This window comes from Mesorhizobium terrae (genome assembly GCF_008727715.1).
Lineage (GTDB): Bacteria > Pseudomonadota > Alphaproteobacteria > Rhizobiales > Rhizobiaceae > Mesorhizobium > Mesorhizobium terrae.
This window is the reverse complement of the sequence record NZ_CP044217.1, coordinates 273,941-293,638: the sequence shown is the minus strand read 5'-3', so window position 1 is coordinate 293,638 and position 19,698 is coordinate 273,941. Positions and strand designations below refer to the sequence as shown.

Genomic DNA, 19,698 nt, shown 5'->3' with positions numbered 1-19,698 from the left:
GATGACGAATCTCCGGCAGTTATCGCTCTCGTTTCTTACGCGCCATGTTTGTCGCTGGATCAGTTCGCGAAGCAGATGATAGGGACGGACCACACACGGCGTAGCGTGGGAGCGCGCATTGGAGTGCCGAGAAATGTTGATGCAAAGCGCATTCCGTCCTCACACGCCAAGCTCATCGACGATTGTTCATGATGTCGAGTTTTGGTCGAAACCGGCCACCTGCGAATTCTTCGTCAGGAAATCGATCACCACCTGCAGTCTGCCGATTTAGTGACAGGTGAGCGACTCCTGCTCTCTACGAGATCGCGTACACTACGTTAGGCCGTACCAGTCTGCCGAGGACGTCAGCTCAATCCTCTCGTGCAAGGTCACCTCCTTCTGCACCAAGTGCTGCGTGAATCAGGGCATCGGATCGGGCGCGCAGCAGGTAGATGAGGATTTCGAGATCATTTAGAATATCGACCGGATCGCGCTCAAGTGCAGCCCGAAGCGCTTCTTTCAGCCACACGCTCATGCCCGGATGGGCCAGAATCCAAGCAATTCGAGCATCGGTTTCTTTCAAGCTAGCGTCATACCAAGACATCGAATTTACTCCTAGCGCGAGCAAGCATCTTCCACGGCTCCAACAGCCGGTTTGCGATCGGTTCCTGGTCGGTCACGCCGATCACGGATTGCATTCCGGGCAATGGCCAGGATCAGCATGGGTGCGCCCGTCGGGGCGGGGACGCATCTCGCGAAACTCGCAAGCGACACAACCGAAGATCTGATAACGAACCATGATGCTGGGGGCGCCGCACCATTCGCAGGGAAGCCCCGTCTCTACGTCGATTTGCCCGTAACCGGGGGCGCCGCAGGCCGGACACGGGGTCGCCAGCCGATCGCAAAGGGCACGCGCCAGGCGGCCAATGCTCGCCATACGCGTGGGATTCATGTGGGCGCGCATATCTGTCTGAATGAGCGCGCGGTTGTCGCGCGATCGCAAGGTTGAAGTTTCGAGTGCGCTTTCAAGCGCTTCAGCTGTGCGCAGCCCTTTGTGAATGAGAACGCTACCATCGTCGGGTTCATGAGGTCGTACGATCACGGCATGATCGGGGAAACGGATATGGTCGAGAAACGTCCTGAGATCGCCGATCTCGGCCGCGACGACGTGCTCGTAGACCGGGGCATCATCGATCAGATACTCGCTGACGACGATGCCGCGGCCGTCGTCCACGAGAACCATCAACTCGACCCCGCCGGGGATGAACGGCACATGCGGATGCGGACCGTAGCTGCCTTCGCTGGCGATGCCGATCGACAACCCCGTCGCCGCCATCCCAAGCCGCGCCTTGGCTATGGCCGCCTCGCGAATCGTGCCTGCGCGCGGGATCTCGCCTGTGAAGGTGCCCAGCGCGTCGGTGTCGATCGCGGACGGGGTCTCGACAGTAAGCTCGAGTCGCTCCTGGAAAGCCGGCACGATTGCCGCCTCTTTGCCATGCATGGTGGCCAGCACGGCGCGCTGGCGAGCATAAGGACCGGACAGCGGACACCCAATCGTGGCTTGCGAATGACCGTCGTTGCTCAAAAATAGCCCTCCCGTTTCTGACGCTCGAGCGAGCCATCGTCGCCGAGACGGCCGCGGCGCTCGGAGGTTTCGGCGCGCAGGGTTTCGAGCACGACAGCGGCGATGGTTTCTGCTTCGGAAGGCTGCGCCGCCGTCACCGGCCAGCATCCGAGCGTACGAAAGCGCACCTTCTCCGGCAGTGCGGTTTCGCCAGGCTGCCAGCGCATGCGGACCGGATCGTCGACGACGATCCGCATTCCCATTCGGGTGACGACCTTGCGCTCATGAGCGATGTAGAGAGGCGCGACTTCGAGCTCACGCATCAGGATATAGGTCCACAGGTCGTGCTCGGTCCAATTCGACAGCGGGAAAGCGCGGATAGTCTCGCCGGGCTTCATCCGCCAATTGAAACAGCGCCAGAGTTCGGGACGCTGCAGGCGAGGCTCCCAGGCATGGTTGGTGCTCCGTACCGAAACGATGCGCTCCTTGGCGCGGGTTGCTTCCTCGTCACGTCGGGCGCCGCCGAAGATGATGTCATAACCACCGACAGTCAGTGCCTGCCTGAGCGCATCAGTGCGCATGATGGTGGTGTAGAGATCGCCATGGTCGAACGGATTGATAGACTGTGTCCGTCCGTGCTCGTTGACTTGAACGATCAGCCGAAAGCCATGGCGGTCCGCGAAGGCGTCGCGGAAGGCGAGAACTTCAGCGAACTCCCATGTCGAGTCGATATGCAAGAGCGGGATCGGCGGCCTCGAAGGGAAGAAGGCGCGCAGCACGAGATGGGCAAGGACGGTCGAGTCCTTGCCGCCCGAAAACAGCACCACGGGGTTGCGCGCCTCCGACAATCCATTGCGCAAGACATGGATCGCCTCTGACTCCAAGGCCGCCAGATGGGCGGGCAACCCGTTCATGCGACCACCATCGTCCGTTCCGGTTCAACGTGCCCTTGGTCAAAGGCTTCCCAGCCAAGTTTGCCGGCGTACCGCCAAGCCGGGCGGCCCTGGTCATCGAGGGCAACAAGATGGAGCCATTTGTTGTCGACCAGCGCCCGCAGTTGATCGTGACGTTTGAGGATCGTGCTAATTGCCTCGCGGGGCGCCTCGACGAACACGGTCAGGCGCAGTGGTTCATGAGCTAGCCGTTCTCCGTCGTGAACCGATTGCCAGGGTAGCCCGGCACGTAAGAGCCCGCCATTGCCTTCGACCACGCCGATGCCGGCGGTAACGTTGTGCAGGAGCTTGTTGCCGGCTCCGAACACCGTTGGCGCGACAGTCGATCCGTAATACTGCAGGCTGATCCAGCTCGCGACCACGACCGGCGCTGTCAAGATCAGCTCCAGAACGCTAAACTGATCGTCCCGGCGCCAGTCATAGCCGTGCAGAAATGCACGTCCTTTGAGGTCGCGACCCGCAGTCCGATGGCGCGGCGCGGCGATGAAGGCCTGGCAACCGGCAAGCGCCCATTCCGGACGGACTTCGGCCCAGTCGCGGGCGCGGTGGAGGATGTCGCGCCCTCCCGACGCCCGGGGCAAGCGCAATGCGCGTTCGCTCCGTGCCAGAGCGCCGGCCGTCGCAAGCCAGGTTTTTACCTGTTTGACGCTCTCCTTGTGTAGCGCTGATGGAGAGTCTTCGCCGTAGATCGTCACACGATCAGTGGTTGTGTCGTGCAGCGCTCCGATAAACAGCGTGTCGTCCGGGATGGTGATCCCGCGCTCCGCGACGCCGGCGCGCACCTCGCGGTCATTGAGGAGCGTAGCGAGTAGCCGCGCGTTCACCTCGCCGGAATAGCCGCCGCAGGCGCCACAATGGAGCGCGCTGGCATGAGGATTGTTTATGACGTTGGCGCCATGGCCAGCGATAAGGACAAGCGGTGCAAAACGTTCGGTCAGCGACATCGCCTTCAGCACGCTTTCGGCTATGCCGATGCGAGCCTCGGGATCGAGCGCTGGTTCGAACCTTGGTGCCGGGTCATCCGGCATCCGGTTGCTGGCGCGTCCCAGACCATCGCGCACCAACTTGCCGACATAGATCGGCCCGGCCGCCTCGACGAAAGCGAATGAGGAGACAGCGGCGAGCTTGAAGCGCCCCCAGGCGCGCTTGGCACGCGCCAGGAGCCGAGCTGCTTGGTCCCGAGCCTCGACATCATGTGAATGCCCGCCCGAGCATGTTCGTACTTGCGGTGCAATAAGCACAGGCAAGCGTGCCTCCGCGACATCCGACGCGAAGCGACGATGCAAAATGCCGATGCCGAAAAACCCAGCGAAACCCAATGTCTCGATGCAGGGGTCGAGGCTTTCCAATGCCCGGCGGAACACCTCTGCGCGAACGTCGATGCAGAAGGCCATCTGCAATGCTGGACGCGCTTGCAATCTAGAGGGAGCCGGCGATCCGAGGAGCTTGCCCAGCTGCCGCTGCGCCGCGCGCTCGGTCGCCTCCTGCAAGATTGCATCGATTGCATCGTCCGGTGTCGGCTCGACCGGCGCGGCATAGGCGCAAAGCGCCTCTTTCCATTGGCAAGCGATGCGAAGCTTGTGTTGCTCAAACAGTGCTTGTTCCCAGACGAGACGAATTGTCAGAAGATCGGTGATCGTCTTGTCCGACCCGCCCGAGAGCTCGGCTTGCCAGAGCTTGTACCGGGCAAACTGCGCCCAGCCGCCAAGGCTCATCAGCAGCCGGTGCAAATAGCTTTCGAGCGCCGCCCCATAGAGTCCGAGCTTCTCGATCGACTGGATCAGGGCATCCTCAGCGCGCTCTGGGGCTTGAGCCACATGCATGGCAAAGCCCGTCAGCCCGAGAATCTCTGGGGTGAGATCGTGGGCGGCGGCCGAGCGCCACGCAGCATAGGCGCAGCCGCCCTGAGGCGCCGTCCACAAGGCTTGGCCCGCATCGAAATAGCCGGCCGCCCATTGACCGAAGCGCTCGGCGATCACGCCGGTCCAATCTATACCCGAGGCTTCGGCCGCGAGCTCCGCCATCGTCGGAAGCATAACGGGGGTCGGTGCGCTCGCTTCAATGGCTGACTTCAATGAAGCAAGGCTATCTGGCCGCCAGATCTCCGGTGCAGCCTCAAAGGCTGCCGTGAGATCCGCTTCGGCGATTTCGCCCGCGTGAATACGCTCGGCGTACCAGGCGCGGGGCATTGTGAGTGCGGCTCCCGCGACCCGTCTTAGGCGGGCGGCCACTGTCGATAGAGGCTCATGGATTTGTCCCAGGAATGGGTTGACCGCAACGCTTGAAGCCAGCGGCCAAAGCGGCGGGATGGCGAGCGCCGCCCTTTCGGCCGCGGCAATAATTGCCGCGACGTCGAGGGGTGGAGTGTTAGTCTTGATCATCAGCATTTGCGTGTTCCTTAGTGTCCGGCCGTCACGACGCCTTGCGGACGGACCAGCCGCCGAGCATTCGATCGAGTGTTGCGTTGATGTAGAGGCCGTTCGAGAGGTGAACGCGAAGACCGGCCGCGGCTGGGTGATGGGCCCAGAGCGGGAACAGAGCTTGCGCTACAGCCACCGTTCCGAAGGAGAGGATCGCCAGCACCATGAGCGTCCATTCAAGACGCCCCGGCGCAAGCGGTGCGGGAAGCACGCTTGCGGTTAGCCACTCGGCCAAGGTCTGCAGTGCGAAGTAGCCAGCCGCCGCCGCGACTGAGTACAGGGCCGTCTTACGTGTTAGAACCCGCGGCGCGGCGTCTGCCAGCCCCTGCGCCAGCAGATAGGCGACGCCAAAAATCAGGATTGCACCCAGCGCCAGAGATTGCGGCGACTTATGGTGGAACCCAAACATCATGCCGAAGGCCGCGCCGATCGCGGCATAGATCGCGATCGCCGCGAGGAAGGCCCACCCGACTGCCGCACCGTCGGGGATCGCCACCGGCCCTGGCCGCCGGATCGCGGCGACCTGGTCGACCGCGCCGCCCGAGGCGAGGAACGCGTGAGCTTTGTAAAACGAATGAGCCACGATATGCAGCAATGCCAGCGAAAACAGTCCCAATCCGCATTGCAAAGTCATGAAGCCCATCTGTGCCACCGTCGACCAGGCGAGTGACGTTTTGACCGCCGGCTGCGTCAGCATCACAAGCGCCCCGAAGAGCGCCGTGAAACCACCAAGCATAGCCAACGCGGCCAGCGTTCCGGGCGACAGCAACATCACGTCTGCGAAGCGAATGAGCAGGAAACCGCCGCCATTGATGACACCGGCATGCAGCAGGGCCGACACTGGCGTCGGCGCCTCCATCACCTCGGTAAGCCAGCCATGGGTCGGAAACTGCGCCGACTTCAGCAAGGCCGCCAGCGCGATCAAAACTGTTGCAAAAACAGCCAGCGACGAACCATCGCCTTCTCTCGCGGCGGCATTGATCGCCGCTATATCGGTTGTGCCATAGACGAATGTTAGGAGAACGGCGGCGATGATAAGGCTTGCCGCCCCTAGCCGGGTAAAAATGAGCTTCTTGCGCGCGGCGCGGCGCGCGGCGACCCGATCGGGATAGAAGAGCAACAGCCTGTGCAGGCAGAGACTGGTCGCGATCCACCCCGACACAAGCTGGGCGAGATTGCCCGCCTGAACGAGCAGCAGCACGGCGGCAAGGGTGGCGCACAGCCAGCCTGTGAACGCGCTCGCGCGCGCCTCGCCATCGAGATAGGTCCGAGCATAGCGCACAACGATCCAGCCGACGAACGCGACGAGCAGCAGCATCGAGGCGCTGACGGCGTCAAGGCGCACTGACAAGCCGATCCCGGCCATCCCGATGAGCGGGCTTTCGCCCGGACCGCTAAGGATAAGAATACCGAGCGAGCCAAACGCGGACGCTAACGCCAGAAGCGCAGCGATCTCGGCGAAGCCGGGGGCTAGTCGAGAGCGGCGTCCTGGCGAAACGAAGGATGCGATCGTGGAAACCACAAGAGCCAGCGGCGCAATGAGCGGAAGCAGATAATATGGCAAGGCAATCCCCAATGAAGGTTGTCATCACGAATGGGGTATCAGCCGCAATGCGGCGAATAAAATGCATTGTTTGTGCTATATCGTTCGCTATAATCGAACGTTATGAGCACGTTCAATTACAACCATCTGCGGTATTTTTGGGCGGTCGCCCACGACGGGAATCTGACACGCACGGCAGAGCGACTGAACCTCACGCAATCAGCATTGTCGGTGCAAATTCGCAAACTCGAAGCGCGATTTGGCCATGCTTTGTTCGAACGGCGCGGTCGACAGCTTCATCTGACAGAAGCTGGACGGATCGCGCTGGACCACGCCGATGCGATTTTCGCTGCGGGCGAAGAATTGATCGGCACTTTGCGTAACACGGGCGAGGTGCGGCGCGTTCTCAGGGTTGGCGCGCTGGCTACGCTTTCTCGCAATTTCCAAATGGCGTTTTTGAAACCCTTAATAGGGCGAAACGATATTGAGTTTGTTTTGCGGTCAGGCAGCAGCAGCGAGCTTCTTCAATCGCTCGAAGCGCTCAGTCTTGATGTTGTGCTTGTTAACCAGGCGCCTGCACGCGATGAACTAACACGCTTTGTCGCTCATCGCCTCGCTGAACAGCCTGTGAGCTTGATAGGAACAAGAGCTCGGCTTGGCAAAATTAGGAAAGACGACTTAGCCGAGAGGCTAAACTCACATCCGATCATCCTGCCGACGATGGATAGCAGCGTAAAGATCGGCTTTGATGCGCTTGTAGCTCGCCTGGGCATCCGTCCGCAAATCGTGGCAGAGGTAGAAGATATGGCGATGATGCGGCTTTTGGCGCGCGAAGATGTCGGCCTTGCCGTGCTTCCGCCGATCGTGGTGAAGGACGAGCTGGAATCTGGTGTTCTGGTCGAGGCCGACAGGTTGCCGGGCATAGCCGAAACCTTTTATGCCGTGACGATTGCGAGAAAATTTCCAAATCCGGTCCTAGGGTTATTGTTGGAAGGAAATTTGCTGACGCGTTAGGCCATACGGTCTCTCCAATGGCCCCAACTCGAGCATACACTACGATTGTTCTTTCGATACTGCTTTAGCATTGCAATCAGGCTGAAACTCCAGCGCAACAGGCGGTGTTGGCGATGTGCATGGCGACGGCCTCGGCGGCGCGCCCGGCATCGCCGTCGCGGAGCGCCGTGACGATCAGGCGGTGCTCGGCGATCGAACTGCGCATGCGCGCCGGGTCGGTGACCGCGATCGGCTGCATCTGCGTGGAATGGATGCGGTCGCGATTGGCGTCGTAGAGATCGACCAGCATCCGGTTGGGGCAGGCAGACACAATGATGCCGTGGAATTCGAAATCGGCCTCGGCGTTGCCGAGCAGGTCGCCGGCGGCCCAGCTCCGCTCCATCTGGTCGGTCAGGCGCGTCAGTTCATCGATCTGGCCAGCCGTGAGGACCGCTGCGCTGAGCCGGACGATCTGGCTTTCCAGCATGATGCGCGTCTCGAAGACGTCTTTCACCGAATAGTCTCTGTGGCGCCATGAGATCATGGTGCGCCCGCTGGACGACATTTCGGCCACGAACGTTCCGCGCCCCGGCTGGGTGACGATGAGGCCGATCGCCTCGAGCGTCAGCAGCGCCTCACGCAACGAAGCGCGGCTGAGCTTCAGCCTCACTGCCAGCTCGCGCTGAGACGGGATCTTCTGGCCCGGCCCCAGGCTCCCGTCGAGGATCATGGTTTGAATCTGCTTAGCCGCGGCATGGGTCACGGGGGTTCGATTGAGCACGGCCTGCACCTTCCTATTCCCTGACGGGGGCATCGTGACTTGACGCAGTCCGATCGGATCGCGCCGCATCGTTTTCCCTTCTTAGCATCCGGTGTGCGTTATGCGATCCGTTCCGCTGTCGATCGCTCCGCTTGCACCGCCCATCGATTTGTGATTGCATGGTAACTGGTCAGACCGGTCTAACCAGTTTTCTTACGGGAGGAAATCAAATGCAAGTCACAACTTTGCTGCGTCGGTTGCGCTGGGCGGGAGCGGCGGCGCTGGTGGTTTTCGCCGCATCGGCGCAAGGCGCGGAACTCAACGTCGGCGCCAATGTCGGCAACGTGCCGTGGGAATTCCAGGACGCCAGCGGCAAGATCGTCGGCTTCGAGGTCGACCTCATGACCGAGGTCGGCAAGCGCCTCGGCTCGGAGGTCAAGTTCACGAACATTCCGTTCGCGGGGCTTTTCGCGGCCGTGCAGTCCGGCCAGATCGACGCGGCCGTGTCGTCAATCACGATTACGCCGAAGCGCTTGCAATCGGTCAGCTTCGCCCAGCCCTACTACGACAGCGACCAGTCGCTGACGGTGAAGGCCGACAGCGGTATCACCGGCCTGGCGGGAATGGCGGGCAAGACGGTCGGTGTCGACACCGGCTCCACCGGCGACATCTGGGTCACAGCCCACATGGCGGAAACCAAGATCGCCAGCGTCAGCAAATACGAGGGCTTGCAGCCGGCCATGCTCGACCTCTCCGCCGGCCGCATTGACGGCTACATTTCCGACATTCCGGCGCTGCTCTACTACGTGAAGGACAAGCCGCAGTTCAAGGTGGTGGAGCGCATCAAGACGGGCGAGCAGTATTCGGTCATGTTCGCCAAGGACGCGCCGCTGGCCGCAAAGGTGAACGACGCCATCAGCGCCATGAAGAAGGACGGCACGATGGCCTCGATCTACAAGGCCTGGTTCGGCGCCGACCCGGAGAGCGGGCTGGCGACCGTCACCGTCATGGACATGCCGAAGCCCTGACCAACGCGGCCGCGCCGGTGCGCCCCGCGCGTCGGCACGGGACGCCGGAGCGCGCGCCCGCATGTCCGTCTTCGACACCTTCCTGAACCCCCGCGTCTTCGTGGAAACGCTGCCGCTCATCCTGAGCGGCCTGGCCACCACGCTTACGCTCGGCTTCACCTGCATCGTCATCGGCTTCCTCGCCGGCATCGCCGTCGCCATCTGCCGGCTCTATGCCGCGAGCCCGGTGCAGTGGGTGACCATCGCCTTCATCGACGTCTTTCGCTCGCTGCCGGTGCTGGTGCTGCTGTTCGTCATCTACTACGCGCTGCCCTTCGCCGGCGTCCGGCTGTCGTCGTTCGTGGCGGCGGCCAGCGCGATCTCGCTGGTGTCTGCCGCCTATTCGGCCGAGATCATCCGCGCCGGCATCGAGGCGGTGCCGCGCGGCCAGTTCGAGGCGGCGCGGGCGCTCGGTCTGCATTTCGTCCTGACGCTGCGCAAGGTGGTGTTGCCGCAGGCGATCCGCACCGTGCTGCCGCCGCTGACCTCCAACGCCATCAACGTCATGAAGGACACCGCGCTGGCCTCGGTCGTGGCGATGCCGGACCTGCTCAAACAGGCCAACCAGGCGCAGGCACTCGCCGCCAATCCAACCCCGCTGATCGCCGCCGCGGCGATCTATCTTCTCATACTGCTGCCGCTCGTCCGTGTCGTCGGCGTGCTGGAGCACAAGCTTTCGAGGACCCGCCATGCCGCTTGATCTCGACCATGTCCGCAACCAGTTCCCCGCGCTCGGCAGCGGCTGGGCCTATTTCGACAACGCCGGCGGCTCGCAGGCCCTGAAGTCGGTGGCGGACCGGATATCAGACTACCTGCTGACTACCAACGTGCAGACCGGCGCCAGCTACGAGACGTCCAGACACGCCACCGAACGGCTGGCCGAGGCGCGGGCGCGCATCGCGCTCTTGTTCAACGCACGACGCGCCGAAGAAGTGGTGTTCGGCGCCTCGACGACGATGCTGCTCAGGCTTCTCGCCACCGCCATGGCCGGCAGCCTCGCCCCCGGCGATGAGATCGTGGTGACGGAGTTCGACCACGAATCAAACATTGGCCCCTGGGTCGGCCTGCGGGAGCGCGGCGTCGTCGTAAAATTCTGGCCGCTGAACAAGCAAACGCTGAAGCCAGACCTCGCCGACCTGGAGGCGCTGATGGGGCCGCGCACCAAACTGGTTTGCGTGACCCACGCTTCCAACATCCTGGGCACGATCAACCCGATCCGCGAGATCGCCGATCTGGTCCATCGGTACGGCGCGCGCATCTGCGTCGACGGCGTGGCGCTCGCCCCTCACCGGGCTATCGACGTGCAGGCGCTTGATTGCGACTATTACGTCTTCTCGCTCTACAAGACCTACGGGCCGCACCTGGCGGTGCTGTATGGAAAGTACGACCACCTGCTCGAACTCGACGGCCTCTATCACTATTTCTACGGCCGCGACAAAGTGCCGATGAAGCTAGAGCCGGGCAACCCGGCTTATGAGCTTGCCTGGGGCAGCGCGGCCATCGTCGACTATCTGGAAGAGTTGGGTGGAACATCGGGACGGGCGTCGGTGGAGGCGGCTTTCGAGGCCGTCACCCAACAGGAGATGGCGCTGGCCGAGCACTTGCTCGCCTATTTGCGCGGCCGCAACACTGTCCGCGTCCTCGGCGACAGCCGTTCCGATGGCACGGTGCGCGTGCCGACCATCTCCTTCCTCCTCGAAGGCGCAGACCCGCTTGCCCTGATCGCCGCGACCGACGCACGCCACATCGGCATCCGCCACGGCGACTTCCATTCGCGACGGCTGGTGGAGTCGCTCGGCCTGCCGGCGCAGAACATCGTGCGCGCTTCGCTCGTCCACTATAACACGCTTGGAGAGGTGGACCGTTTCATCGACGTACTGGACCGGGCTACTTAGGCCACCTGCTATGACCGATGCGCCCACACGTTCTTCTCGGCAATCTGCATCGCAGCAGCCGTTGTCTTTTCGCTTCGGTCAATGAAGTCCTGACCCCCGGATGAACCCTTACACACTTGGCTCGAAGGCTTATAATGCGTTCTGGAGCTATTCGCGCCATTTATGCCAGCAACAATCTTTCGCGACGGACTGGCAATCACGCCGGAAACCTGCGCAAAAGCCAACAAAGATAGGCCAGACGAAAAACCACCGGACAACTGCGACTCTAATCTTAATGTGGAGCTGGACTACGCCAAATCGCCAATTGCTGGCTGCATAAAACACGGTCTCCGACCAGAATCTCGACCCCGTCGGGACAGATCCATTCGACCCCGCCGTAGTTGAACGCGAATGTCAGTCCGTCTCTGCGTCTCAGCCGCACGTGATCCGGCAGGGAACAGGTATCTAAGGCAGCGGACGTCGCGACCGCAGACAGGACGGACTGCGTCAACTCCCCATCCGGCCAACAAGCCAGCAGAAAGGACCGGCCGTTTGAGACGAGCGCCGGCAAGCCGTCATCAAATCGAGCGATGATCTCACCTTTTGCTTCCAGATGATCGCGCCAACGAATAGCGTGGCCGCTGACCGCGCCGGAGACGCGATGGCGCACGTTCGGGCGCAGGGACGAAGCCTCGATTGTCCGGGTGCCGGTGAGGTCTGCCAGCGGTCCCGGAGGAAGGTTGTCGGGGATGGCAAAGCTTGAAGTTCGCGATCCCGTGCGCGGGCCGAAAAGCAGAATTCCCGAAGCTTTGGCGAAGGCTTCGGTTGCGGCATCCGACACGATCGGCATCGATGGCACTAGCACGAGCCCGTAGCCTTGCAGCGATGCGCCCGGCGCCACGAAGTCGATGTCAAGGCCAAGTCTGCGCGCGGCTTCGTACCACCGAAAAACCAGTTCGTGGTAGCAGAAGTCCCGGCCCTGCGGCTGGATGCGCGTCACCCAGGAGGCCTGATAGTCGTAGACGATCGCCACCTGTGCGCGCGAGGCCGCACCAAGCGGCCCCACGACTTGCAACTCCGTTGAAACCGCTTCGGCTTCCCGGCCACCCTGGGACAGTTCGTGCAATCCGGGCAGGTTAAGGCCGGCATGGTTCTGCTCCTGCCCGAATGGCGCCTGTCGCCAGCGGAAGTAACTGACCACTTCCGCGCCGTGCGCAAACGCTTCCCAGGTCCAGAGGCGGACCATTCCAGGCTTCGGCACCGGGTTCCAGGATGCCCAGTTCACGGGACCAGGCTGCTGCTCCATGACCCAGAAGCGATCCTGGCCCACGCCCCGATAGAGGTCGTGATGGAACGGCGCAATGTCCGGGTGCGACGTCTCGGCCCAACGCCCGCGCTCTTGTTCAGAAAAGGGAAAACGCTCAACGAAGCCTATAGGGTAGGAATCCCAAGACGCCAGGTCTAGGTGGCGGCCCAGCTGCCAGTGGTCGAATTCGTTGAAGAAACCCATGAAGTTGTGCGTGACCCAACGTCCTGGAGAAAAGCGGCGGATGATATCGCACTGCATCCGGTCGTATGCGTTGACCTCCTCGGACTTGAACCGCCAGAAGTCCAGTCGCGCCGCCGGATTTGTCTCGGTGACGGCAAGTATGGGTAGCGATACCTCGTCGAAACTTTGGACCTCCATCGACCAGAATACGTTGCCCCAGGCCTCGTTGAGCTGGTCGGTCGTCTGGTAGTGCCGTCGCAACCACTTGCGAAAGGCTTTCAGGTCCTCGGGGCCCCACGAAAGCACGGTATCGTGGCATCCGTATTCGTTGTCCGTCTGCCAGCCGACGAGACCGGGATGCTCGCCGAAATGAGTGGCGATCGCTTCAACAATCGAACGGCTTTCACGCCACCAGCTCTCGGACGAAAACGTGTAGTGCCGGCGCGAACCGAAGCCGCGGACGCGGCCCTGCTCGTCGACAGGCGCAATGTCCGGATATTCGTCCATCAGCCATTTGGGCGGAGTCGCCGTCGGCGTGCCCAGCACGATCTTCAGACCCGCCCCGGCCAGCGTGTCCATGGCGCGCTCCAGCCAGGCAAAATCATAAGCGCCTCGCTTTGGTTCGAGCCTGGACCAGGCGAACTCGCCGATGCGTACGTAGGATATGCCAAGAGCGCGCATGCGGCGCGCGTCTTCGGCCCACCAGGCCTCCGGCCAGTGCTCTGGATAATAGCAGACGCCAAGCATTATCGCGTCAGGTCTCCATTGAGGATCGCCTCGCCCGCGTCATCGAAAAGATGGCAGGCAGCTGCGGGAATTCCGACCTTGAGCGACGATCCGATCTTGCTGCTCATCAACCCGTCGGCCTTGATCGTAAGCTCGGTTCCGTCGGCAAGCGTCAGGTAGAACATGGTTTCCGAGCCGAGATATTCGGCAAGGCGCACCTTGCCTTCCAGGCTCACCGAGCTCGATCCACCGATGGTCAGGTGTTCGGGACGCACTCCGAGCACCGCCGGCGGGCGCGTCGCCGCCGCCGAGCCGGCCACGTCGAGCGTCAATGCCACGCCGCCGGGGAGGTCGACGGCCAGCCGCGGCCCCACCCGCTCCGCCGATACCTTTATGAAATTCATCTTGGGCGAGCCGATGAAGCCGGCCACGAACATGTTTCGCGGCCGGTGGTAGAGCTCCAGGGGCGAGCCTGCCTGCTCGATGCGCCCAGCGCTCAGAACCACGATCTGGTCAGCCATGGTCATCGCCTCGACCTGGTCGTGCGTGACGTAGATCATGGTGACGCCGAGGTCCTGATGCAGCTTGGTGATCTCGGTTCGCATCTGCACGCGTAACGCGGCGTCGAGATTGGACAGTGGCTCGTCGAAGAGAAACACTTTCGGATCGCGCACGATGGCGCGACCGATGGCGACACGCTGCCGCTGCCCGCCCGACAATTGCGACGGCTTGCGCTGCAGCAGCGGCTCAAGTTGCAGCATGGCCGCCGCCCTGGCGGTGCGCCGCTCGATCTCGGCCTTCGGATGGCCCGTCATCCGCAGGCCAAACCCGACATTCTCGGCGACCGTCATATGCGGGTATAGTGCATAGGACTGGAACACCATGGCCACGCCCCGGTCGGACGGTCCGACATTGGTCATGTCGGCGCCTCCGATCCGCATAGTCCCGGACGAAATCTCCTCGAGCCCCGCGATCGAGCGCAGGAGCGTCGACTTTCCGCATCCCGAGGGGCCGACGAACACGCAGAATTCCCCGTCGGCAATCTCCAGATCGACGCCCTTGATGACGGCGACGTTGCCGAACTGCTTCTTCACCTCGCTCAGTATGACACCGGCCATGGTTCAGGCTCCTAAACGGGTTCGATTTCGAGGATGACGCCACTCTCGGGTCGTAGCATCGGTAGCGCCAGGCCGGCATGGCGCAACGTGTCCAGGCTGAAATCGCTTTCTCCGGCCAGAAGCGCCTGCTGCCCGGCGGATAAACGAACGAAGGCGGGCGCCGCGGGATGAACTGCTGCGATGCGCCAGCGTCGGGCTGTTGCCTGAGGCACGGCAACCTGCAGCGGCGGTGGCTGCTCCGCCAGCATCGTCGGCCCCTGCGCGACGAAAAGCGCGATTCGGTCCGGCAGTGCCGCGCCCCAGACATAGCGTCCGTCGACCGGATTGCCGGCGAAGGACGCCCTCGACGCGTGCAGCAGCGGCCGCAGACGCTTGTGCAGCGCGATCCACTGAGCCAACTCGCGGCGCTTGTCGGGCGCGAGCGTCAGTGGATCGAGTTCGACGCCGAGATGATAGGCCAGCGCCACGACGGCGCGGAAGGCGAGCGAATGGCGGCGCCCCGTCTGATGGTTCGGCGAGCCGGATATGTGGGCGCCCAGGATCGAGGGCGGAAAGAAATGCGTGGCGCCGCGCTGAATCTCCAGCCGTTCCAGGGCATCGGTGCAATCCGACGTCCAGATGCGGTGTGTATGTCGCAGCACGCCATAGTTGGCGCGGCCGCCACCCGAGGCGCAGCTCTCGATCTCGACCGCGGGATGGCGCTTGCGCACGCGGTCCATCAGCGCGTGCACTGCGCGCGTCTGGCTTGCCGTCACGGCTCGTCCGTCGAAGCCGCCTGCATTGGTCAAGTCACGGTTCATATCCCATTTGACGTAGGAGATGCGGTGCGCCCCAAGCATCGCGTCGATCCGGTCGAACAGGTAGTCGCTGACCTCCTGGCGCGTCAGGTCGAGCACCAGCTGTTGACGCGAGAGAGGGCGCGGCCTGCCGGCGATCCCCAGCGCCCAATCCGGATGCGCCCGATAGAGGTCGGAATCGGGACTGACCATCTCGGGCTCGAACCACAGGCCGAATTCCATGCCGAGTCCGATGACGTGGTCGATCAGTGGCTCGAGTCCCGAGGGATACTTCCTGTGGTCGACGCTCCAGTCTCCGAGCGAGGACGTGTCGTCGTCGCGTCGGCCGAACCAGCCGTCGTCGAGGACGAAGCGCTCGACGCCAAGCTCGGCCGCAACCTCGGCCTGCGCCTTGAGGGCGTCCAGCCGATGATCGAAATAGGAGCCTTCCCAGGTGTTGAGCGTGACGGGGCGAGGCGGCGCCTTGGCGTCGGGCCAATCCAGTATCGCTTCGTCTACGACAGCGCGCAATCTCGAGGCTGCGCAGGCGACCCCGTCGAAAGATGCGGTGAGATATGCCTGCGGGCTATGGTAGCTTTGCCCGGCCTCCAGCAATACCTCGCCCGGCTCGAACAGCTCTCCGCCATGCACGAGGCGGCGGCCGTCATCGATGAGATCGACGGCGAGCTGGTGGTTGCCGCTGGCGCCGACATGGATGGCGTATGTGGTTCGTCCGGTCGTCAGAAAAAGACCCGGGAACCGGTCGTGCGAGGTACGGCCGCGCCTGCTCTCCTGCATCCACAGGCTGCGGCCGAGAGGCTCGGACGAAAGGCGGAACTCCCGCCCCCACATACCGGACAAGCTCGTCAGCACTGCCGGGCCGTCGCCCACCGCCATGGTCGCGGCCATGCACCGGTCTAGTGTGTATGTTTCGGTTCCGTGGTTGGTAACGGTGACCGCGGTGGCGACGACGCCGCAGTCGTGGATAGCAAGCTCGAAGGCAACGGCGATCGCGGCAACCCGGTCGAGACCGCGAAGCACCACGCCCATTGTCGTGTGCTCGACCTGCCAGTCCTGGAAATTCAGCAGGAAGTCACGGCCGTTGCGATGCCCGGCCAGCGCCGGCCAGCCGAAGAAGCCAAGGCCGCCGACAGGCAACAGCACCGCGCTCGGCACCGACACGTCCATGCCGTTGATACGGCTCGCGCGCTCGGCGGAAAGAGAGATTTCTTCACCGGGGCACCCGGGGCCAAAATACACCATCTCGGGCATGCCCTCGTCCTGCAGTGCAAGGACAAGCGATAGCCGTTCGTTTCCGATCGAGACGAGGCGTCTCATCCCTTGGTGGCTCCGAGAGTAAGGCCGGCGATGAAATGTCGCTGCATCAGGAAGAACATGATCACGGGCGGCAGGGCGGCGACGATGGCGCCCGCCGACACCAGATGCCAGGCGGCGACCCATTGACCGTTGAGAGAATAAAGGCCGGCCGTCACGGGCATGGCGTTCTGGCTCTGCACCAAGACGGTTGCCCAAAAATAATCGTTCCACACGAAGGTGAAGATCAGGACCGCGAGCGCGGCGATGGCTGGTCGCATCAATGGCAGCACCACATGCCGAAAGATCTTCCATTCCGATACGCCCTCGACGCGCGCCGATTCGATCAGGGCGAAGGGAAGGCCCTTGATGAAGTTGCGCATGAACAGCGTACAGAAGCCGATCTGGAAGGCGACATGGAACAGGACCAGCCCCAGCGTGGTGTCGTAAAGGCCGATCTTGAGCGTCATGTCGCGGACGGGCACCATCAATATCTGAAAAGGAATGAAATTACCCGCCACGAAGAGAAAGAAGATCAGAAGGTTGGCCCGGAACTTGTAGACCGCGAGCGCGAAGCCGGTCAGGCAGGAAAGAGCGACCGCGCCGACAACCGTGGGGATGGTGACCTTGAAGGAATTGAGAATGTACCAGCCGATAGGCGAGTCCCTGAAGACGGCGGTGTAGTTCTCCACCCCTGCAAAGCCGGATGGGATGCCAAAATAGTTGCCCGCGGCCAGATCGCCGGCGGGACGAACGGAGGTGACCGCCACTCCGATCAGTGGTAGCAGCCAGACCGCCAGGGCCACCGGAAGACCGACCTGGTAGCCGACCCTTACCCACGGCCGAGCCTTTTGAACGGGTGTCGGAAACATTACGTGTTCCTCTCCTGCCTCAGCATCCGGAAGATGAAAAACGTGATGAAGATCATCATGATGGCAAATAAGACGACCGCTATCGCCGCGCCGTAGCCCATCCGGTAGCCGTATTCCGACAAAGCCTCCTCGTACATGTAGAAGGACAGGACGCGGCTCGAGCCATAGGGACCGCCGTCCGTCATGATCGACACCAGGTCGAACGAACGCAGCGCGCCGATGACCGTCACCACGACCGCGATGAAAGTGGCTGGCCTGAGTTGCGGGATGACGATGTTCCACAGCATCGACCACCCCTTGGCGCCGTCCATGCGCGCCGCCTCGACCTGTTCGGGATTGATGTTGTTCAAGCCGGTCAGGTAGAGGATCATGCAGTACGCGATCTGCGGCCAGAGACCGGCGGCAATGATGCCAAAGGTGACGAAGCGCTCGTCGCCGAGAATTGCGATCTGCTGGCCGGTGATGTCTTCGATCAGCTTGGAAAAGAGACCGAAGTTTGGCGCGTAAAACCACGTGAAGATCAGGCCGACGACCACCTGGCTGATCACGAACGGAAAGAAGAAGAGCGACTTGTAGAGGCGGATACCGGTGACGGTCTGGTTCAGGAAAAGGGCAACGCCGAGACCGGCCGGCACGGCAAGAAGATACAAGACCAGCCAAAGAATGTTGTTGTAGAGCGACGTGTAGAAGGCGTCGTCACTCAGAAGCTCCCGATAGTTGGCGACACCGATCCAGGTGGCAGCCGACAATCCGTCCCACTCGTAGAAGCTTATCCAGATCGACCGGAAGATCGGAACTACGACGTATACCGCAAAGAACAGGAGCCCGGGGGCCAGAAAAAGCCAAGGGGCCAGACGTTTGCGCCAGCCCTTTGCGGCCCTGGCGAATGAATGTTGATATACGCTCATGGCGCCTACCGTTGCGATACCGGTTGAAAAAGGAGCCGGGCAAGGGAGAGAGATGCCCGGCTCCCGCCGATCAGGCGCTATTTGTAGATTTTTTGTCGCGCCTTCTCGAGACGATCCAGGATGGCGTCAATCTTGTCGGGCTTGACCATGAACTCCTGGAAGCCTTCCATTCCGGCCTTTGCCATTTCGGCCGGCGCGTCGCGGTCATAGAACTGCGCCAGACCGTGCGCGTTTGACAGCATGATAAAACCGGCTTCAAGGAACGGATCGCTCGGTTTCGCCGACGTGTTGTTGACCGGAAGCTGGCCAAGAATGTCGTTCATTTTGGTCTGAGCGCCCGGCGAGGCCAGGAAGGCCAGGAATTTCCGGGCGTCGTCCTTGTTCTTGGCACCTGAGGGAATATGAAAGGTATCGGTCGGCGCGTCTTCCGCCATCGGCAGTCCGGCCGTTATCTCGGGGAACTGCAGGAAGCCGATCTGGTCTTCTTTCAAGCCGCCGTCCTTCATCGGCGCAACCGCGAAATTGCCCATGAGATACATTGCCGCCTTGCCCTGTACGAATTGCGGGATTGCGTCCTGCCAGTCGAGCGCGGCGTGATTCTCCAGGAAATAACCCGGCTTCACCAACTCAGCCCACTTCGCGAAGACTGCCTTCACCTTGGGATCGGTGTAGGGCACCTTGCCGGCGGTCAGGTCCATGTGGAACTCATAGCCGTTGACGCGCAGGTCCAGATAGTCGAACCACCCGCCGGTCGGCCACAGGGCCTTGGTGCCGATGGCGAAAGGCGTGATGCCGTCCGCCTTCAGCTTGGCGCATGCCGCCATCAGCTCTTCCCAGTTCTTTGGAGGCGTTATGCCTTCTTTGGCAAAGACATCCTTCCGGTAGTAGATGCCCCACTGATAGTAAGTGTAGGGGACGCCCCACTTCTTGCCGTCGATGGTCAAGGCCGAGGCGGCGGACTTCAACTGGTCGTCCAGCCCATTGGCGGTCCAGACGTCGGTGACGTCCTCGAACAGCCCGGCCTTGACGAAGGGCGCCATTCGGTTGCCGGCGTACCAGGCCGCGACGTCGGGCGGATCGGCGGTCAGGAAGTTACGGATTGCCGCCTTGTAGCCTTCGTGGTCGAAATTGTTCCATTTCACTGTAACGCCGGGATTGGCTTTTTCGAAATCTGCAATCAACTGCTCCATTGCCTTCTTCGGCGCTGGATCTGACTGGTCCGAATTCAGCACGATCTCGCCGGCGACCGCCGGCGCGCAAGTCATGGCGACGCCGAGCACCAGCCCAGCCAAGCTTTTCAAGCTGTTCATGTTGTTCCTCCCTTGAAGCGGCGACTGTTTCA

At 62.2% G+C, this 19,698-nt stretch carries 16 protein-coding genes; 4 read left to right on the top strand and 12 right to left on the bottom strand.

Going from position 1 to position 19,698, the window contains the following annotated elements; translation table 11 throughout:
- Positions 1-349 precede the first annotated feature (349 nt).
- The 5 genes from FZF13_RS01460 to FZF13_RS01440 form a co-directional block, all read right to left on the bottom strand.
- Positions 350-583, bottom strand: a complete 234-nt coding sequence (locus FZF13_RS01460; protein ID WP_065996822.1) for a hypothetical protein — start codon at positions 581-583, stop codon at positions 350-352.
- Positions 584-664: 81 nt separating this feature from the next.
- Positions 665-1,564, bottom strand: a complete 900-nt coding sequence (locus tag FZF13_RS01455) for a DUF6671 family protein (protein WP_245317425.1) — start codon at positions 1,562-1,564, stop codon at positions 665-667.
- Positions 1,561-2,457: a sulfate adenylyltransferase subunit CysD gene (cysD, locus tag FZF13_RS01450; RefSeq protein ID WP_065996823.1), complete on the bottom strand. Its 897-nt coding sequence runs from the start codon at positions 2,455-2,457 to the stop codon at positions 1,561-1,563. Before cysD ends, FZF13_RS01455 begins: the two co-directional genes overlap by 4 nt.
- Positions 2,454-4,883 carry a YbcC family protein gene (locus FZF13_RS01445; RefSeq protein ID WP_065996824.1) on the bottom strand — a complete coding sequence of 810 codons (2,430 nt, stop codon included), beginning with the start codon at positions 4,881-4,883 and terminating at the stop codon, positions 2,454-2,456. The genes cysD and FZF13_RS01445 overlap by 4 nt, the downstream gene beginning before the upstream one ends.
- A 25-nt stretch (positions 4,884-4,908) precedes the next feature.
- Entirely contained in the window at positions 4,909-6,480 is a 1,572-nt protein-coding gene (locus tag FZF13_RS01440) for a proton-conducting transporter transmembrane domain-containing protein (RefSeq protein ID WP_139116432.1), read from the bottom strand.
- A 102-nt stretch (positions 6,481-6,582) separates the two neighbouring features.
- Between FZF13_RS01440 and FZF13_RS01435 the strand changes: the two genes are divergently transcribed.
- On the top strand, positions 6,583-7,473 hold the full coding sequence (locus tag FZF13_RS01435) for a LysR family transcriptional regulator (protein WP_065996825.1): 891 nt from the start codon (positions 6,583-6,585) through the stop codon (positions 7,471-7,473).
- A gap of 76 nt (positions 7,474-7,549) precedes the next feature.
- On the opposite strand, the gene FZF13_RS01430 is transcribed toward FZF13_RS01435, so the two are convergent.
- Positions 7,550-8,302 (bottom strand): FadR/GntR family transcriptional regulator, encoded by a 753-nt coding sequence (locus FZF13_RS01430; RefSeq protein ID WP_343039626.1) that lies wholly within the window; start codon positions 8,300-8,302, stop codon positions 7,550-7,552.
- Positions 8,303-8,442: 140 nt separating this feature from the next.
- On the opposite strand from FZF13_RS01430, the gene FZF13_RS01425 reads away from it, so the two are divergent.
- The 3 genes from FZF13_RS01425 (at position 8,443) to FZF13_RS01415 (ending at position 11,174) form a co-directional block, all read left to right on the top strand.
- The gene (locus tag FZF13_RS01425) at positions 8,443-9,240 is read left to right on the top strand and encodes a transporter substrate-binding domain-containing protein (protein WP_065996826.1); all 798 of its coding nucleotides are present in this window, start codon (positions 8,443-8,445) and stop codon (positions 9,238-9,240) included.
- A gap of 61 nt (positions 9,241-9,301) precedes the next feature.
- Positions 9,302-9,979 (top strand): amino acid ABC transporter permease, encoded by a 678-nt coding sequence (locus tag FZF13_RS01420; protein WP_065996827.1) that lies wholly within the window; start codon positions 9,302-9,304, stop codon positions 9,977-9,979.
- Complete coding sequence (locus tag FZF13_RS01415) at positions 9,969-11,174, top strand: cysteine desulfurase-like protein (RefSeq protein ID WP_065996828.1); 1,206 nt, start codon at positions 9,969-9,971, stop codon at positions 11,172-11,174. Before FZF13_RS01420 ends, FZF13_RS01415 begins: the two co-directional genes overlap by 11 nt.
- A 271-nt stretch (positions 11,175-11,445) precedes the next feature.
- Here FZF13_RS01415 and FZF13_RS01410 read toward each other — a convergent pair whose 3' ends face one another.
- The 6 genes from FZF13_RS01410 to FZF13_RS01385 form a co-directional block, all read right to left on the bottom strand.
- On the bottom strand, positions 11,446-13,389 hold the full coding sequence (locus FZF13_RS01410) for a beta-galactosidase (RefSeq protein ID WP_065996829.1): 1,944 nt from the start codon (positions 13,387-13,389) through the stop codon (positions 11,446-11,448).
- Positions 13,389-14,486, bottom strand: a complete 1,098-nt coding sequence (locus FZF13_RS01405; protein ID WP_065996830.1) for an ABC transporter ATP-binding protein — start codon at positions 14,484-14,486, stop codon at positions 13,389-13,391. Before FZF13_RS01405 ends, FZF13_RS01410 begins: the two co-directional genes overlap by 1 nt.
- Positions 14,487-14,497: 11 nt before the next feature.
- Complete coding sequence (locus FZF13_RS01400) at positions 14,498-16,600, bottom strand: alpha-galactosidase (RefSeq protein WP_065996831.1); 2,103 nt, start codon at positions 16,598-16,600, stop codon at positions 14,498-14,500.
- Positions 16,597-17,448: a carbohydrate ABC transporter permease gene (locus FZF13_RS01395; protein WP_065996832.1), complete on the bottom strand. Its 852-nt coding sequence runs from the start codon at positions 17,446-17,448 to the stop codon at positions 16,597-16,599. Before FZF13_RS01395 ends, FZF13_RS01400 begins: the two co-directional genes overlap by 4 nt.
- Positions 17,448-18,356 carry a carbohydrate ABC transporter permease gene (locus tag FZF13_RS01390; protein ID WP_083237633.1) on the bottom strand — a complete coding sequence of 303 codons (909 nt, stop codon included), beginning with the start codon at positions 18,354-18,356 and terminating at the stop codon, positions 17,448-17,450. Before FZF13_RS01390 ends, FZF13_RS01395 begins: the two co-directional genes overlap by 1 nt.
- A 77-nt stretch (positions 18,357-18,433) precedes the next feature.
- The gene (locus tag FZF13_RS01385; protein ID WP_065996833.1) at positions 18,434-19,666 is read right to left on the bottom strand and encodes an ABC transporter substrate-binding protein; all 1,233 of its coding nucleotides are present in this window, start codon (positions 19,664-19,666) and stop codon (positions 18,434-18,436) included.
- Positions 19,667-19,698: the final 32 nt, after the last annotated feature.

Bases quoted from the DNA above. Each gene is read 5' to 3' on its own strand.
- FZF13_RS01460 (WP_065996822.1), bottom strand. From the start codon at position 583: ATGTCTTGGTATGACGCTAGCTTGAAAGAAACCGATGCTCGAATTGCT.
- cysD (WP_065996823.1), bottom strand. From the start codon at position 2,457: ATGAACGGGTTGCCCGCCCATCTGGCGGCCTTGGAGTCAGAGGCGATC.
- FZF13_RS01445 (WP_065996824.1), bottom strand. From the start codon at position 4,883: ATGCTGATGATCAAGACTAACACTCCACCCCTCGACGTCGCGGCAATT.
- FZF13_RS01435 (WP_065996825.1), top strand. From the start codon at position 6,583: ATGAGCACGTTCAATTACAACCATCTGCGGTATTTTTGGGCGGTCGCC.
- FZF13_RS01430 (WP_343039626.1), bottom strand. From the start codon at position 8,302: ATGCGGCGCGATCCGATCGGACTGCGTCAAGTCACGATGCCCCCGTCA.
- FZF13_RS01425 (WP_065996826.1), top strand. From the start codon at position 8,443: ATGCAAGTCACAACTTTGCTGCGTCGGTTGCGCTGGGCGGGAGCGGCG.
- FZF13_RS01420 (WP_065996827.1), top strand. From the start codon at position 9,302: ATGTCCGTCTTCGACACCTTCCTGAACCCCCGCGTCTTCGTGGAAACG.
- FZF13_RS01415 (WP_065996828.1), top strand. From the start codon at position 9,969: ATGCCGCTTGATCTCGACCATGTCCGCAACCAGTTCCCCGCGCTCGGC.
- FZF13_RS01410 (WP_065996829.1), bottom strand. From the start codon at position 13,389: ATGCTTGGCGTCTGCTATTATCCAGAGCACTGGCCGGAGGCCTGGTGG.
- FZF13_RS01405 (WP_065996830.1), bottom strand. From the start codon at position 14,486: ATGGCCGGTGTCATACTGAGCGAGGTGAAGAAGCAGTTCGGCAACGTC.
- FZF13_RS01400 (WP_065996831.1), bottom strand. From the start codon at position 16,600: ATGAGACGCCTCGTCTCGATCGGAAACGAACGGCTATCGCTTGTCCTT.
- FZF13_RS01395 (WP_065996832.1), bottom strand. From the start codon at position 17,448: ATGTTTCCGACACCCGTTCAAAAGGCTCGGCCGTGGGTAAGGGTCGGC.
- FZF13_RS01390 (WP_083237633.1), bottom strand. From the start codon at position 18,356: ATGAGCGTATATCAACATTCATTCGCCAGGGCCGCAAAGGGCTGGCGC.
- FZF13_RS01385 (WP_065996833.1), bottom strand. From the start codon at position 19,666: ATGAACAGCTTGAAAAGCTTGGCTGGGCTGGTGCTCGGCGTCGCCATG.